Source organism: Nocardioides sp. AX2bis, assembly GCF_902506435.1.
In the GTDB taxonomy this organism is placed as follows: Bacteria; Actinomycetota; Actinomycetes; order Propionibacteriales; family Nocardioidaceae; genus Nocardioides.
On the sequence record NZ_LR733215.1, the window covers coordinates 432,630 to 447,544 of the forward strand.

General features: G+C 72.8%; 14 protein-coding genes. 8 read left to right on the forward strand and 6 right to left on the reverse strand.

The window, feature by feature from the left end; genetic code table 11:
- The first annotated feature begins 17 nt into the window (after window positions 1–17).
- From GV155_RS02165 to GV155_RS02190, 6 genes are all read left to right on the forward strand, one after another.
- On the forward strand, window positions 18–896 hold the full coding sequence (locus GV155_RS02165) for an NUDIX hydrolase (protein WP_160004815.1): 879 nt from the start codon (window positions 18–20) through the stop codon (window positions 894–896).
- 209 nt (window positions 897–1,105) lie between these two features.
- Window positions 1,106–2,227 carry a phosphate ABC transporter substrate-binding protein PstS gene (locus GV155_RS02170; RefSeq protein ID WP_160004817.1) on the forward strand — a complete coding sequence of 374 codons (1,122 nt, stop codon included), beginning with the start codon at window positions 1,106–1,108 and terminating at the stop codon, window positions 2,225–2,227.
- Between the two features lie 157 nt (window positions 2,228–2,384).
- Entirely contained in the window at window positions 2,385–3,335 is a 951-nt protein-coding gene (gene pstC / locus GV155_RS02175) for a phosphate ABC transporter permease subunit PstC (RefSeq protein WP_201300027.1), read from the forward strand.
- Between the two features lie 5 nt (window positions 3,336–3,340).
- Window positions 3,341–4,429: a phosphate ABC transporter permease PstA gene (gene pstA, locus GV155_RS02180; RefSeq protein WP_160004819.1), complete on the forward strand. Its 1,089-nt coding sequence runs from the start codon at window positions 3,341–3,343 to the stop codon at window positions 4,427–4,429.
- A gap of 34 nt (window positions 4,430–4,463) precedes the next feature.
- Window positions 4,464–5,243: a phosphate ABC transporter ATP-binding protein PstB gene (pstB, locus tag GV155_RS02185; protein ID WP_160004821.1), complete on the forward strand. Its 780-nt coding sequence runs from the start codon at window positions 4,464–4,466 to the stop codon at window positions 5,241–5,243.
- A gap of 134 nt (window positions 5,244–5,377) precedes the next feature.
- On the forward strand, window positions 5,378–6,403 hold the full coding sequence (locus GV155_RS02190; RefSeq protein ID WP_160004823.1) for a hypothetical protein: 1,026 nt from the start codon (window positions 5,378–5,380) through the stop codon (window positions 6,401–6,403).
- A gap of 64 nt (window positions 6,404–6,467) precedes the next feature.
- On the opposite strand, the gene GV155_RS02195 is transcribed toward GV155_RS02190, so the two are convergent.
- The 3 genes from GV155_RS02195 to GV155_RS02205 form a co-directional block, all read right to left on the reverse strand.
- The gene (locus tag GV155_RS02195) at window positions 6,468–7,487 is read right to left on the reverse strand and encodes an inorganic phosphate transporter (protein ID WP_160004825.1); all 1,020 of its coding nucleotides are present in this window, start codon (window positions 7,485–7,487) and stop codon (window positions 6,468–6,470) included.
- A 1-nt stretch (window position 7,488) separates the two neighbouring features.
- Entirely contained in the window at window positions 7,489–8,106 is a 618-nt protein-coding gene (locus tag GV155_RS02200) for a DUF47 domain-containing protein (protein ID WP_160004827.1), read from the reverse strand.
- A 76-nt stretch (window positions 8,107–8,182) separates the two neighbouring features.
- The gene (locus GV155_RS02205; RefSeq protein WP_160004829.1) at window positions 8,183–10,399 is read right to left on the reverse strand and encodes an RNA degradosome polyphosphate kinase; all 2,217 of its coding nucleotides are present in this window, start codon (window positions 10,397–10,399) and stop codon (window positions 8,183–8,185) included.
- A 155-nt stretch (window positions 10,400–10,554) separates the two neighbouring features.
- Here GV155_RS02205 and GV155_RS02210 point away from each other — a divergent pair, with 155 nt between their 5' ends.
- Complete coding sequence (locus GV155_RS02210) at window positions 10,555–11,763, forward strand: alpha/beta hydrolase (protein ID WP_201300028.1); 1,209 nt, start codon at window positions 10,555–10,557, stop codon at window positions 11,761–11,763.
- A 168-nt stretch (window positions 11,764–11,931) separates the two neighbouring features.
- Here the strand turns inward: GV155_RS02210 and GV155_RS02215 are convergent, their stop codons facing one another.
- Genes GV155_RS02215 through GV155_RS02225 form a run of 3 tightly spaced genes read right to left on the reverse strand, consistent with a single transcriptional unit; the run spans window position 11,932 to window position 14,202 of the window.
- Complete coding sequence (locus GV155_RS02215; RefSeq protein ID WP_160004831.1) at window positions 11,932–12,552, reverse strand: hypothetical protein; 621 nt, start codon at window positions 12,550–12,552, stop codon at window positions 11,932–11,934.
- A complete protein-coding gene (mshD, locus tag GV155_RS02220; protein WP_160010724.1) occupies window positions 12,549–13,433 on the reverse strand; it encodes a mycothiol synthase in 885 nt (294 codons plus the stop codon). The genes GV155_RS02215 and mshD overlap by 4 nt, the downstream gene beginning before the upstream one ends.
- Window positions 13,423–14,202 (reverse strand): winged helix-turn-helix transcriptional regulator, encoded by a 780-nt coding sequence (locus tag GV155_RS02225; RefSeq protein WP_160004833.1) that lies wholly within the window; start codon window positions 14,200–14,202, stop codon window positions 13,423–13,425. Before GV155_RS02225 ends, mshD begins: the two co-directional genes overlap by 11 nt.
- Before the next feature lie 89 nt (window positions 14,203–14,291).
- Between GV155_RS02225 and GV155_RS02230 the strand changes: the two genes are divergently transcribed.
- A complete protein-coding gene (locus GV155_RS02230; RefSeq protein WP_160004835.1) occupies window positions 14,292–14,603 on the forward strand; it encodes a MoaD/ThiS family protein in 312 nt (103 codons plus the stop codon).
- Window positions 14,604–14,915 lie beyond the last annotated feature (312 nt).

Below are 14,915 nucleotides of genomic sequence, written 5' to 3' on the forward strand. Positions count from 1 at the left end.
GGTGTGAGACTAGCCCCATGGTCAGCACGCCCCCCCGCGCCGTCCTCGCCGCCGGGGTCGTGACGTTCCGCCCGGGTCGTCAGGTGCTGGTGGTCCACCGCCCGCGCTACGACGACTGGTCCTTCCCCAAGGGCAAGGTCGACCCGGGCGAGCACGTCGCCGCCACCGCGGTCCGCGAGGCCTGGGAGGAGACCGGGCTCCACGTCCGTCTCGGCCCGCAGCTGGCCGATCAGCGCTACTCCATCGCCGGCGGTCGCGCGAAGGTCGTGTCGTACTGGACCGGGCGCGCCGTGGGGGACGACGACGTGGCGACCTACGCCGCCAACCGGGAGATCGACGAGGTCGCCTGGGTCGACCTCGACAAGGCCGAGGGGCTGCTGACCTACGCCCACGACCGCACGACGCTGGCCGAGGCGGCCGGCGTGCGGCGGCGCACCACCCCGATCGTGGTGCTCCGCCACGGCAAGGCGCGCTCCCGCAAGGCCTGGCGCAAGGACGACCGCCAGCGCCCCCTGCTCGCGCTGGGCACCCTGCAGGCCGAGCGCCTGGTCCCGGTCCTCTCGGCCTACGCCGTGACCCGCGTCGTCACCTCCTCCAGCACCCGCTGCGTGCAGACCGTCACCCCGTTCGTCGACACCACCGGCTGGGAGCTCGAGGCCACCGACGCCCTAAGCGAGGAGGACCACACCAAGGGCTCCGTACGCCGGGTGGTCGCCGCCGCGCGCGAGGCCGCGGCCGAGGGCGTGGGGACCGTCCTCTGCTCCCACCGCCCGGTGCTGCCGCAGCTGCTGCGCGAGCTCGGGCTCAAGGACCCGCAGCTCGCGCCCGGGCAGCTGCTGGTGGCCCACACCCGCAAGGGTGACGTCGTGGCCCACGAGGTCCAGAGCGTCGGGTGAGGGGGACCTCGTACCCCGCAGGCCGGGGTCGGTGGTCCCGATCTCGAGGTCGTTCACCCGCCGGACGTCCCACGTCCGTCGGCACGACCACCAACGGCCCGGGGGCGTTCACGCCGCGTTCACCGCCGACCCCCGATCGGGTCACCTCGCCTCTCTAGCGTCTGCGGCGTCCGAGACACCAAGCCTCATCCCCTTTCAGGAGTCACGAAGTGACGATCACTTCCCTGCGCCGCGCCGTCCTTCCCGGCGTCGCCACGCTCGCGCTCGCCCTCTCGGGCTGTGCCGCGTCCAACGAGACCGACACCGCGACCGGTGGCGGTAGCGACACCGAGGCCGCCGAGCTGTCCGGCCAGTACACGATCGGTGGCGCCTCGTCCCAGGAGGCCGCCCAGCTGGCCTGGACGACCGGGTTCACCGAGGTCGCCCCCGACGTCACCATGACCTACGAGCCCGTCGGCTCCGGCGGTGGCCGCGAGAGCTTCATCTCCGGCGCCTACATCGTGGCCGGGTCCGACGCCTACCTCACCGACGACGAGGGCGAGCTGTCCGACGCCACCGAGCGCTGCTCGGGCGAGGCCCCCATCGAGGTGCCCAACTACGTCAGCCCGATCGCGATCATCTTCAACGTCGACGGCGTCGACGAGCTGAACCTGACCCCGGACACCCTCGGCGCGATCTTCGCCGGCGAGATCACCGAGTGGGACGACGCGGCCATCGCCGAGGAGAACCCCGACGCCGACCTGCCGAGCGCGCCGATCAACGCGGTGCACCGCTCCGACGAGTCCGGCACCACCGAGAACTTCACCAACTACCTCGACGTCGCCGCGTCGGACTCGTGGACCGGGGGCGTCGTCGAGACGTGGCCCAACGAGTTCGGCGGCGAGGGCGCCCAGGGCACCTCCGGCGTCGTCTCCGCGGTCACCGACGGCCAGAACGCGATCGGCTACGCCGACGCCAGCCAGGCCGGCGACCTCGGCACCGCCAACATCCAGGTCGGCGAGGAGTTCGTCGCCCCGACCCCGGAGGCGGCCGCCAACATCCTCGCGGTCTCCCCGCTGGCGGAGTCGGCCGAGGAGAACCAGCTGATCTACGACCTCGACTACCTCACCGAGGAGGCCGACGCGTACCCGATCGTGCTGACCTCCTACATGATCGCCTGCCCGACCTACGAGGACGCCGCCGAGGCCGAGGTGGCCAAGGCCTACCTCGACTACGTGCTGTCGCCCGAGGGCCAGGAGCAGGGCGCGAACGAGGCCGGCGCGGCCCCGCTCGAGTCCGGCCTGCAGGAGGACGCCCTGGCGATCGTGGACACGATCACCGCCGGCAGCTGACACCACGCCCGACCCCGCGAGGGTCCCGCTCCCGCCGTCCCGGCGGCCGGGACCCTCGCGGTGCGTCACCGCCCGGGAGGGCGGTGGCAGGATCAGCACCCAGCACGTGACAGCACCACCGACCAGCACCACCGACCAGCACCGACCAGGGGGCCAGGTGTCCACCACCGAGACCGAGCGCACGCCACCTCGCGAGCCCGAGGCTCCGCGCGGCGTCTCGCGCCGCGGCGACACGATCTTCGCCGGGCTCGCGAAGGGCTCCGGCCTGTTCATCATGCTGGCGCTCGCCGGCGTGGCGCTCTTCCTCGTCCTGCAGAGCCTCCCGGCGATCGGGGCCTCGGGCGAGAACGCCTACGGCGCCGACAACATCGTCCTCTACATCTGGCCGCTGCTCTTCGGCACCGTGCTGGCCGCGATCATCGCCCTGGTGATCGCCACGCCGCTGGCCATCGGCGTCGCGCTGGTGATCAGCGTGTACGCCCCGCGCCGGATCGCCCGGCTGCTCGGCTACCTCATCGACCTGCTCGCCGCCGTGCCCAGCGTGGTCTACGGCCTGTGGGGCCGCGAGACCCTGCAGAGCTGGGTCTTCCCGATCTACCAGTGGCTGGCCGACAACCTCGGCTGGATCCCGCTGTTCGCCGGCCCGGTGACCACCGGCCGTACGATCCTGACCGCCGGGATCGTGCTGGCCGTGATGGCGCTGCCGATCATCACCGCCCTGTGCCGCGAGGTCTTCGCCCAGACCCCCACGATGCACAAGGAGGCCGCGCTGGCCCTGGGGGCCACCCGCTGGGAGATGATCAAGATGGCGGTCTTCCCCTACTCCCGCTCCGGCGTCACCTCCGCGATCCTGCTCGGCCTGGGTCGCGCGCTCGGTGAGACGATGGCCGTCGCGCTGGTGCTCTCGGCCAGCGGCGTGATCACGATCAACCTGATCTCCTCGCAGAACCCCTCGACGATCGCGGCCAGCATCGCGCTGAACTACGCGAACGCCTCGGGCATCAAGACCAACGTCCTCATCGCCGGTGGCCTGGTCCTCTTCGTCGTCACCTTCGCCGTCAACTTCCTCGGACGCTGGCTCGCCGCCCGCGGCCAGGCCAAGGGGTAGCAACCATGGCTCAGACCACCCAGACCCGCCCGCCCGGTCCCGACGACACCGCGTCCGTCCCGCTGACCAAGCCGCAGCTGCCCGGCTGGGCGCCCGCGCTCGCCGCCGTCGTCGCCTTCGGTGCCGCCGCGCTCGTCGGACTCCTGCTCGGCTGGGGCGTCGTCGGCATCGTCGCCGTCGGCTGGATCCTCCTGCTGATCGGTCTCCCGGCCTGGTCGACGGCCGTCGAGGGCTCCCGCAAGGGCACCGACCGCCTGGTCGGCACCGTCGTGTGGTCCACCCTGGCCCTCGCGCTGCTGCCGCTGATCGCGGTGCTGTGGGAGGTCATCAGCCGCGGTGCGCCCGCGCTGAACGCCACCTTCTTCACCGCCTCGCAGTCCGGCGTGCTCGGCGCCGGCGGTGGGATCTACCACGCGATCATGGGCACCCTGATCGTCACGCTGATCGCCACCGTGATCTCCGTGCCGATCGGGATCATGGCGGCGATCTACCTGGTGGAGTACGGCAAGAAGAACCGCCTCTCGCAGGTGCTCACCTTCCTGATCGACGTCATGACCGGCATCCCCTCGATCGTGGCCGGTCTCTTCGCCCTGGCGCTGTTCACCCTGATCTTCGGCCCCGGCGTCCGGATGGCCGTCGGCGGCTCGATCGCGCTGAGCGTGCTGATGATCCCGATCGTGGTGCGCTCCACCGAGGAGATGCTCAAGCTGGTGCCCGACGAGCTGCGCGAGGGGGCGTACGCCCTCGGGGTGCCGAAGTGGCGCACCATCGTGAAGGTCGTCCTGCCGACCGCCCTGGGCGGCATCGTCACCGGCGCCACCCTGGCCGTGGCCCGCGTCGCCGGCGAGACCGCGCCGCTGCTGCTGATCGTCGGCACCTTCCGGGCCACCAACTTCAACCCCTTCGACGGTGCCATGGCGACCCTGCCGGTGCTGATCTTCTCCGAGGCCACCCGCGGCGGCCTGCAGGAGTACATCCCGTTCCAGCTCGAGCGCGCCTGGGGCGCGGCGCTCGTGCTGATCATCATCGTCATGGCGCTGAACCTGCTGGCCCGCGTGGTCGGCAGCTACTTCTCGCCCAAGACCGGCCGCTGACCGGCCCGACCTGCCACCGAGGACCTGAGGACCAATGGCCAAGAGCATCGACATCTCCGACGTCAACATCTACTACGGCGACTTCCTCGCCGTGCAGGGCGTCAACATGACCGTCAAGGCCCGCCAGGTGACCGCCTTCATCGGTCCCTCGGGCTGCGGCAAGTCGACCGTCCTGCGCACCCTGAACCGGATGCACGAGGTCATCCCCGGCGCCCGCGTCGAGGGCAAGGTCGTCGTCGACGGCCAGTCGCTCTACGACCCCAGCGTCGACCCGGTGGCCGTGCGCCGCCAGATCGGGATGGTCTTCCAGCGCCCCAACCCGTTCCCGACGATGTCGATCTACGACAACGTGCTGGCCGGCAACAAGCTCAACGCCAAGAAGATGAAGAAGGACGAAGCCGACTCGATCGTCGAGAAGTCGCTGAAGGGCGCCAACCTCTGGAACGAGGTCAAGGACCGCCTCGCCAAGCCCGGGATGGGCCTGTCCGGCGGCCAGCAGCAGCGCCTGTGCATCGCCCGCGCGATCGCCGTCGAGCCGCAGGTGCTGCTCATGGACGAGCCGTGCTCGGCGCTCGACCCGATCTCGACCTCGGCCATCGAGGACCTGATCCACGAGCTCAAGTCGGACTACACGATCGTGATCGTGACCCACAACATGCAGCAGGCCGCCCGCGTCTCCGACGAGACCGGCTTCTTCAACCTCAAGGCCACCGGCGAGCCCGGCCAGCTGGTCGAGTTCAACTCCACCACCAAGATGTTCTCCAACCCCGACGAGCCGGCCACCGAGGCCTACATCTCCGGCCGCTTCGGCTGATCCCGGCGGTCGCCGGGGACGCTGCCACACGTTCGTGTGGCTGAACGGCCCCGCGGCCCACACGAACGTACGGCAGCGCTGCCGGCTGTGGACGACCTCGGCGCCGGGCGGCCGAGGTCGGGCACGGTGGTCCGGTGCGGACGACCGACCACCGGGGGCTCGTACGCCCGGTGCCCCGCGACCTGCGAGGGCTGGAGGGGCCGACGCCGGAGCAGACCCGGGGCAGCGCCTGGCGACGGACCAGCCGCGGGCTCTACGTCCCGGCCGCCGTCGACGGCTCGGTGCCCGAGCAGCGGGTCGTCGAGGCCGCACCGCTGGTCCCGCGCGGCGGCGGCGTGACCGGCTGGGCGGCGGTGCGCTGGTGGACGGGGAGCCCGTGGTTCGACGGGACCACCGCGGCCGGCGGGGTCCGACCGGTGGCGGTCGTGACGCCCGAGGCCCGGGTACGTCCCCGGACCGGGGTCGTCGTCAGCGAGGAGCGGGTCGTCCCGGGGGACGTCGTCGAGGTGGACGGGGTCGCGGTGACGCGGCCGGCGTGCGCGGTCTCCTTCGAGGTGCGCCGCCGTACGACCGGGGTGGCCGAGGCCGTCGTCTGCCTCGACATGGCCTGCGGCACCGACGCCGTCTCGCTCGCCGAGCTGCGGGAGGTCGCAGCCTCCCAGGCCGGGTGGACCGGGGTCGGGCTGCTGAGGCTGGCCCTGGACCTGGCCGAGGAGAACAGCTGGTCACCGCAGGAGAGCCGGGCCCGGATGGCCTGGGTGCAGGCGGGGCTGCCCCGGCCCCGGTGCAACGCCCCGCTCTTCGACCTCGACGGTCGGCACCTCGGCACCCCCGACCTGCTGGACCCGGTGACCGGCGTCGTCGCCGAGTACGACGGCAGGGTCCACCTCGGTCGGCGGCTGCAGGACGTGCGACGTGAGGAGGTCTTCCGCGACCACGGTCTGGAGTACGTCACCACCCTGGCCGGGGACCGCGGCCCGCTGGGCTTCGTGGCGCGGCTCCGCCGGGCGTACGACCGGGCGACCGCAGCGCGTGACCGCGGCGAGGTGCGGGGCTGGTGCGCCGACCCGCCTGCGTGGTGGGTCGGCACCGGGACCGTGGCCCAGCGGCGGGCGCTCGGACCCGCGCAGCGGGCGAGGCTCCTGCGCTACCGCCGCTGACGCTGCCACACGTTCGTGTGGGCGTACGGCCCCTGCACCCACACGAACGTGAGGGAGCGTCGCGCTACAGCACCTCGAGGAAGAAGTGGGCGAGGAAGTAGCAGAGCGCGGCGGCGGTGGCGGCCATCGGGAAGGTCAGCACCCAGGCGGTGAGGATGGAGCGGGCGACGCCCCAGCGGACCGCCGAGAGGCGCTTCGTGGCGCCCACGCCCATCACCGCGGAGGTGATGGTGTGGGTGGTGGAGATGGGGGCCTCGTAGACGTAGGCGGTGGTGTAGAGCACCGTCGCCGCGACCGACTCGGCCGCGAAGCCCCGGGAGGGGTCGAGGGCGATGATGCGACGCCCGAGGGTGCGCATGATCCGCCAGCCGCCGGAGTAGGTGCCCAGCGAGATGGCCGCCGCGGCCGAGAAGATGACCCAGACCGGCAGGTCGTCGTCGGCGCCGACGTACCCGCCGGCGAGCAGGGCCAGGAAGATCACGCCCATCGTCTTCTGGGCGTCCTGGAGCCCGTGGCCCAGGGCCATCGCGGCGGCCGAGACGGTCTGCGCGACGCGGAAGCCGCGCTGAGCCTTGTGCGGGTTGGCCCGCTTGAAGAGCCACATGATCGCGATCATGACCGCGAAGGCCGCCCCGAAGGCGAACAGCGGCGAGAGCACCATCGGGATGAGCACCTTGTTGACCACGGTGTCCCAGTTGACGCCGACGCCGCCGGCGATCGCGGCGCCGCCGAGGCCGCCGATCAGGGCGTGGGAGGAGGACGAGGGCAGGCCGTAGTACCAGGTGATCATGTTCCAGGTGATCGCCCCGAGCAGGCCGGCCATCACGATCACCAGGGCGTGCACCGGGTCGGCGGCGAGCATGTCGTCGGGGAAGGTGATCACCTCGGCGACGGTCTGGGCGACCTTCTGGCCCAGGAACGCGCCGATGAAGTTCATCACCGCCGCCATCGCCAGCGCGATCCGCGGGGTCAGCGCCCGGGTCGAGACGGAGGTGGCGATCGCGTTGGCCGCGTCGTGGAAGCCGTTGGTGTAGTCGAAGACGAGGGCGACGACGACGACGGCGATGACGATCCCGAGGACCACCTCAGCCCTCCTTGACGGCGATCTGCTCCACGGTGTTCGCGACCGTCTCGAAGGCGTCGACGGCCGACTCGAGGGTCTCCGCGATGTCCTTGAGCTTGAGCACCTCGAGCGCCTTGAACTCGCCGGAGAACAGCCGCGCCATGATCCGGCGGTGGTTCTTGTCGCCGGCGTTCTCGAGGCGGTTGATCTCGATCCAGTAGTCGTCGAGCGACTGCATCGAGCGCAGCCGGGGCATCGCGGCCGCGGTCAGGTCGGCGCACTGCTGCAGCACCTCGACCTGGCCCAGCAGCTCGGCGGGCATCGCCTTCACGTGGTAGAGCAGGATCATGTCGACGACCTCCTCCATCTCGTCCATCACGTCGTCGAGCCCGGAGGCCAGCGCGTAGATGTCCTCGCGGTCGAAGGGCGTCACGAAGGTGCTGTTGACCTTGCGGACGATCGCGTGCGTCGTCTCGTCGGCGGCGTGCTCGGCCGCACGCATCCGCTCGGCCACGTCCTCCTTGTCCGCGGACTCGGAGAGCATCTCGGCGACCAGGGAGACCCCGACGACCAGGTGCTCGGCGGCCTCGGTGAAGAGGTCGTAGAACTCCGCGTTGACCGGACGAAGACGCAGACCCACGGGGAACTCCTGGTGACGGGTTGGCAAACGTCGACCAGCGTAGGGGGCGGCGCGCGCCCCCGCGAACCCAGTGGGGTCAGGCGCGCCGCCGCCGCTGGCTCTCGATCAGCTTCTCCTGCAGGTGCACGCCGCCGCCGTTGGGCGTCCAGGTCCCGTCGCGGTGCAGGTCCCACGCCGACGTGTCGTCGTCGAAGGCCAGCTCGAGCAGGTCGGTCACCGGCTGGCGGGACTCCTCGCCGGGCAGGCGTACGAGGACCTCGACGCGGCGGTCCAGGTTGCGGTGCATCATGTCGGCGGAGCCGATCCAGGCCTCGTGCTCGCCGCCGTTGGCGAACCAGAAGACGCGGCTGTGCTCGAGGAACCGGCCCAGCACCGAGCGGACCCGGATGTTCTCCGACAGCCCCGGGACGCCGGGACGCAGCGCGCAGATGCCGCGCACCAGCAGCTCCACCTCGACGCCCTCGCGGGAGGCCAGGTAGAGCGCGTCGATGATCGCCTCGTCGACGACCGAGTTGGCCTTGATCCGGATGTGCGCCTCGCGCCCGGCGCGGTGGTGCTCGATCTCGTGGTAGATCCGCTCGACCAGCCCGCTGCGCACCGAGTCCGGCGCGACGAGCAGCTCGGCGTACGTCGCGTTGCGCGACCAGCCGGACAGGTTGTTGAAGAGGTGGGCGACGTCCTCGGCGATGGCGGTGTTGGTGGTGATCAGGCCGAGGTCCTCGTACATCCGCGAGGTCTTCGGGTTGTAGTTGCCGGTGCCGAGGTGGACGTAGCGGCGGATGCCGTCGGGCTCGTCGCGCACGACCAGCGCCAGCTTGCAGTGCGTCTTGAGGCCGACCTGGCCGTACACGACGTGGCAGCCGGCCTGCTCGAGCTTGCGGGCCCAGCGGATGTTGGCGTGCTCGTCGAAGCGGGCCTTGATCTCGACCAGGACCAGCACCTGCTTGCCGACCTCGGCGGCGTCGATGAGGGCGTCGATGATCGGGGAGTCGCCGGAGGTGCGGTAGAGCGTCTGCTTGATCGCCAGCACGTGCGGGTCGGCGGCGGCCTGCTCGATGAAGCGCTGCACGCTCGTGGCGAAGGAGTCGTACGGGTGGTGCAGCAGCACGTCGTGGCGGCGCGCGGCCTTGAACACGTCGACCGGCGCGGCCGACTCGACCTCGGCCAGGAACGAGTGCGTGGTCGGCACGAACGCCGGGAACTTCAGCTCCTCGCGCCGGAGGTCGGCGATCCCGTGCAGCCCGCGCAGGTCGAGCGGGCCGGGCAGCTTGAAGACCTCGTCCGTCGTGACCTCGAGCTCGCCCATCAGCAGCTCGAGCACCGCGTTGCTGATCGACTCCTCGACCTCCAGGCGCACCGGCGGGCCGAACCGGCGGCGCAGCAGCTCCTTCTCGAGCGCGGCGAGCAGGTTCTCGGCGTCGTCCTCCTCGACCTCGAGGTCCTCGTTGCGGGTGACCCGGAAGGTGTGGGTCTCCACGACCTCGAGACCGGGGAAGAGCCGCTTGAGGTGGGCGCCGATGACGTCCTCCAGCGGCACGAACCGGGCGTTGCCCAACGGGACGAACCGCTCGAAGATCGGCGGCACCTTGACCCGGGCGAAGTGCGTCTTGTCGGCCTTCTGGTCGCGCAGCACGACCGCGAGGTTCAGCGACAGCCCGGAGATGTACGGGAACGGGTGCGCGGGGTCGACGGCCAGCGGCGTCAGCACGGGGAAGATCCGGTCCCGGAAGAGCCGCTTGCACTCCTTCTGCTCGTCGCGGTCCAGGTCCTCCCAGCGCACGAGCTTGATGTCGTGCTCGGCCAGCGCCGGCACGATCTGCTCGGCGAAGGTGCGGGCGTGGCGCTGGGTCAGCTCGGCGGTGACCCTCCAGATCGACTCCAGCACCTCGCGCGGCATCATCCCGGACGCGGCCTTGACGGCCAGGCCGGTGGCGATCCGGCGCTTGAGGCCGGCCACCCGGACCATGAAGAACTCGTCGAGGTTGCTGGTGAAGATGGCCAGGAAGCGGGCCCGCTCGAGCAGCGGGAGGCTCTCGTCCTCGGCCAGCTCGAGCACCCGCTGGTTGAACCGCAGCCAGGACAGCTCGCGGTCCAGGAACCGCTCGGGGTGGTCCTGCACCGCGGCCAGGGCGTCCTGGTCGGGGGCGTACGGCCCGGTCTCGGCGACCTCGGCCAGGTCGGTGGGGGTGGGGGAGTCGTACCCCTCGTCGACGGCGGCCGCGCCCGCGTGGGCCTCGTCGCCCCCGTCCGGGTGCGGTCCGGAGGACTGGGTGTTCGTGGTCTCGACGGACATGGCGCCATCCTCCCATCCGCGGGTGAACGCCGGGTGACCCTCGCGCGCGGCCGACGGGTGGTCGACAGGTGGTCACCGGGGTCCGCGAGGGTGCTTCCACGTGATGCTACTCACCAGTAGTCTCACGCATCGCTCCCGATCGAGAGGAACCCCGGATGGTCGCCGTCCCCCGCCAGGTCCATGCCGCAGCAGCAGGCGTCGAGGCCGGTGCGATCCGCGCCGTGCTCGGCCTGCCGACCACGCTGCTGCGCCGCGTCGCCGGCGCGCCGATCATGCGCGACGGCCAGCGCCTCGACACCGAGACGCAGGTGGTGCTGAAGATGATGGCGCTGTCCGGCAAGCCCGACCCGGGCTCGCTGGGGGTGCCCGAGGGCCGCGCCGCGCTGCTCGCGCAGACGACGTCGGTCGGCGGCCGCCAGAAGGTCGCCGAGACCCGCGACCTCACCGCCGGCGGCCGGCCGGCCCGCCTCTACGTGCCGGGCGGGCGCCCGCCGGGCCCCGACCCGCTGCTGGTGTTCTTCCACGGCGGCGGCTTCATGCACGGCGACCTCGAGACGCACGACGCGCCGTGCCGCTACCTCGCCGAGCGCGCCGGCGCGCGGGTGCTGGCGGTCGACTACCGCCTCGGCCCGGAGGCCGTCTTCCCGGCGGCCCACGACGACGCGTTCGCGGCGTACGAGTGGGCGCTCGACCACGCGGACGAGCTCGGCGTCGACCGCGACCGGATCGGCGTCGGCGGCGACTCGGCCGGCGGCAACCTGGCCGCCGCCGTGGCGATCCAGGCCGCGCGCTCGGGCTGGCCGTGCAAGGTGCAGGTGCTGATCTACCCGGCCACCGACTGCGTCGACCGCTCCGGCTACCGCAGCTACGAGCTGTTCGCCGAGGGCTTCTACCTGACGAAGGTCTACATGGAGCTGGCCAACGAGTCGTACGCCCCGGACCCCGCGGTCCGCGGAGACTGGCGGCTCAGCCCGGTCCTGATGGACCCCGCCGACATCCCCGACGACCTGGCCCCCGCCCTGGTCGCCACCGCCGGCTTCGACCCGCTGCGCGACGAGGGGGAGGCCTACGCCCGCAAGCTCGCCGACGCCGGTGTCGAGGTGCAGCTGACGCGGTACCCCGACCTGGTCCACGGCTTCTTCAACATCGTCGGCGTCGGACGCCAGACCCGCGCGGTGAACGCCGAGATCGCGACCCGGGTCGGCAACGCGCTGCGCCGCGACCCCGAGCCCGCGGACGAGGAGAAGCCCGACAGCGAGCTGGACCAGGACCCGACCTCGGAGTCCGGGTCCCACCAGCCCGGCACCGACGGCGAGCGCGACGCCAGCACCGGGCTCGGGAGCGCGGAGCTCGGGAAGGGCTGACGCCTTCCGGTGGACGCGGGTGGTCGCGGGTGCTCCCGCGTAGCGATCAAGGCCGGCCCGGGTTGGACGGGCGGCTGACCTGCGGCGATGCCCGTCCGCGCGGTGGTCGGTCCGCGTTTGCTACGCCGGACGAACCTCGACCAGGCAGGCGGCGTCCACGGCGGTCGATCAGAGGTCGGGGCGCCAGCGCCGCAGCGCGGCGGTGAACGCCTCGGGGTCGGTCCCGGCCGGGGTGACGACGAGGTCGTCCAGGCCGCGGCGCTCGAGCACGACCCGCCAGCCCCGGTCGCCCGGCTCGCCGACCACCCGCACCTTCGTGGCCTCGCGGCGCAGGTCGAAGCGGTGCACGCCGTCGCGGCCGCGGACCACGACCACGCCGTCGTCCACCCGGGCCCGGGGCCCGCGCAGCTCCCAGGCGCGGCGGGTGGCCCAGAGCAGGCCGGCGGCGATCAGGACGGTCATCGCGCCGCCGACCGACAGCAGCTCGCCGTTGAGGACGACGAGCGCGACGACCATCACCGAGACCACCGCGGTCGCGCCGACGCCGACCACGAGGATGCCGGGGTCCGTGCCGTCGCCGGTCGAGGTGCTGCCGGTGGGCAGCGCGCCGCCGGAGTCGGCGCCGCGATGGGCCTCGGCGGCCGCGGTCACGTCGGCCCGGGCCGCGGCCAGGTGCGAGGCGAGGTCCTCGGCGATCTGCTCGGCCTCCAGGCACCGGTTCCGCCACCGGTCCCGGTCGGCGCGCAGCGCCGCGAGCTCGGCGGCCGCCTCGTCGTCCTGGCCGCTCACGCCGGCCGCCGGTACATCACGTGCGTGTCCACGTCGGCGTGGGTGAACCCCAGCCGCGAGTACACCGCCACCGCCGGGGCGTTGTCGGACTCGACGTAGAGCAGCACCTCGCCCACCCCGCGCCCGGCCAGGTGGTGCAGGCCGGCCAGGGTCAGCGTGCGGCCGAGGCCGCGGCCCTGGGCGGCGGGCGCGATGCCGACGACGTACACCTCGCCGAGGTCGGCGGAGTGCTGCTTGGTCCAGTGGAAGCCGAGCAGCTCCCCGGTCGCCCCGTCGGTGGCCAGCAGCAGCCCGGCCGGGTCGAACCAGTCCTCGGCCATCCGCGCGGCCAGGTCGGCGCGGTCCATCCCGCCCTGCTCCGGGTGGTGGGCGAACGCGGCGCCGTTGACCGCCAGCAGCGCGGCGGTCTCCGTGTCGGGGTCGGGCTCCCACCCGTCGCGCCAGTGGCCCAGGCGTACGCCCGGCGCGGCGGAGACCTCCGGCAGCGGGGGAGCGGCGGGCCCGACGGGCAGGCGCATCACCCACAGGTCGCGCACCCGCTCGAGCCCGTGGGCGACGGCGATCCGTGCGGCGGCCGGGTGGTGGCCGTGCGACCAGGCGGTGACCTCGCCGGGCGCGGCCAGCGCCTGCGCGGCGAGGCCCGAGCCGACGCCGCGACCGCGGGCGCCGGGGCGTACGACGAGGTCGAGCGCGCCCTCGTGGCGCAGCGCGACCCCGTCCCAGCGGTCGTCCGGTCCGGCGGTCCACAGGTCGGTGCCGACCAGGCCCTGGTGCTTCAGGCGCAGGTGGACGGACTCGTCGACGGGGTCCTGCCCGTCGGCCGCGGCGGCCTCGGCGAGCAGGTCGCGCAGGGCCGGGAGACGGGGGTCCTCAGCGCTCAGCGTTCTGCTCCCGCGGGACCTGGTTCGCGGCGTCCTCGGCGGCCTGGGTCGCCCGGGCCTCCGCGGTCGCCGGGTCGTCGAGGCCGCGCTTGGAGGGCAGCACGAACCGGTAGCCGACGTTGCGCACGGTGCCGATCAGCGTCTCGTGCTCCGGGCCGAGCTTGGCGCGCAGCCGCCGCACGTGGACGTCGACGGTGCGGGTGCCGCCGAAGTAGTCGTAGCCCCAGACCTCCTGGAGCAGCTGCTGGCGGCTGAAGACCCGGCCCGGGTGCTGGGCCAGGAACTTCAGCAGCTCGAACTCCTTGAAGGTCAGGTCGAGCGTGCGGGGGCCGACCCGGGCGGTGTAGGTGGCCTCGTCGACCACGACCTCGCCGGAGCGGATGACGTGGGCGTCGGGGTCGGCGGCGTCGTGCGCGGCCTGGAGCCGGCTCACGGCGAGGCGGATCCGGGCCTCGAGCTCGGCCGGGCCGCAGGTGCCGAGCACCACGTCGTCCATGCCCCAGTCGTGCGCGACGACCGACAGGCCGCCCTCGGTGACCACGAGCAGGACGGGGACGTCGGTGCCGGTGGTGCGGATCAACCGGCAGAGGTCACGGGCACCGGCGAGGTCCTGGCGTCCGTCGACCAGGAGCAGGTCGGAGTCGGGCGCCTCGAGCAGCGCGCTGCCCTCGGCGGGCAGGATCCGCACCTGGTGGCCCAGCAGGGCGAGCGCGGGCATCACCTCGGCGGAGGGCTGGAGCGCGTTGGTGAGCAGAAGAAGGGTGCTCATGCGGGTCTCCCAGGGCACGGGTGCGGGTGAGACCGAAACGCGACGGTGGGCTCCGGTTGCAGCAGGTGTTCGGTGCACAATAGCGAAACATGAGCGAAACGCCCCCGCTACCGGCTGGTAGTGAGACGTACGTGACGGTCCGCTACTGGGCCTCGGCCCGCGCCGCGGCCGGCGTCGCGTCCGACCGTCTGCAGGTCACGGGCGACGTCACGCTGGCCGACGTGACCGCCCGCGCGGTCGCCCAGCGCGAGGGGACCCCCGCCGCCGACCGCCTGGCGAGGGTCCTGGCGGTCTGCTCGGTCCTGGTCGGCGAGGCCCCCGTCGGCACCCGCGACCACGCGGAGGTCGTCGTCCACCCCGGCGGCTCGGTCGAGTTCCTCCCGCCCTTCGCCGGCGGCTGACGCCGAGATGACGCTCGCGGACAGCCGAGGTGACGCTCGCGGACAGCCGAGATGACGCTCGCGGCGCCTCGAGGTGACGGTTCCGGCGCCCGTACGCCCCACCCGCCCGGGCCGACCGCGGCTGCGAGCATCTCCGGGTGACCTCCCGTACGTCCGCCGGCCTGCTCGGCACGCTCGGCCTGCTCAGCGCCGGCCGCCCCGTCGCCCCCGGCCGCGTCGCCCGCCCGACCGGTCCGCCGCCGACCTCGCGCCAGGTCGGTGAGCTGACCGCGGGCCTGCAGGTCGCCCGGCTCGTGGCCGCCGCCCCGCGCC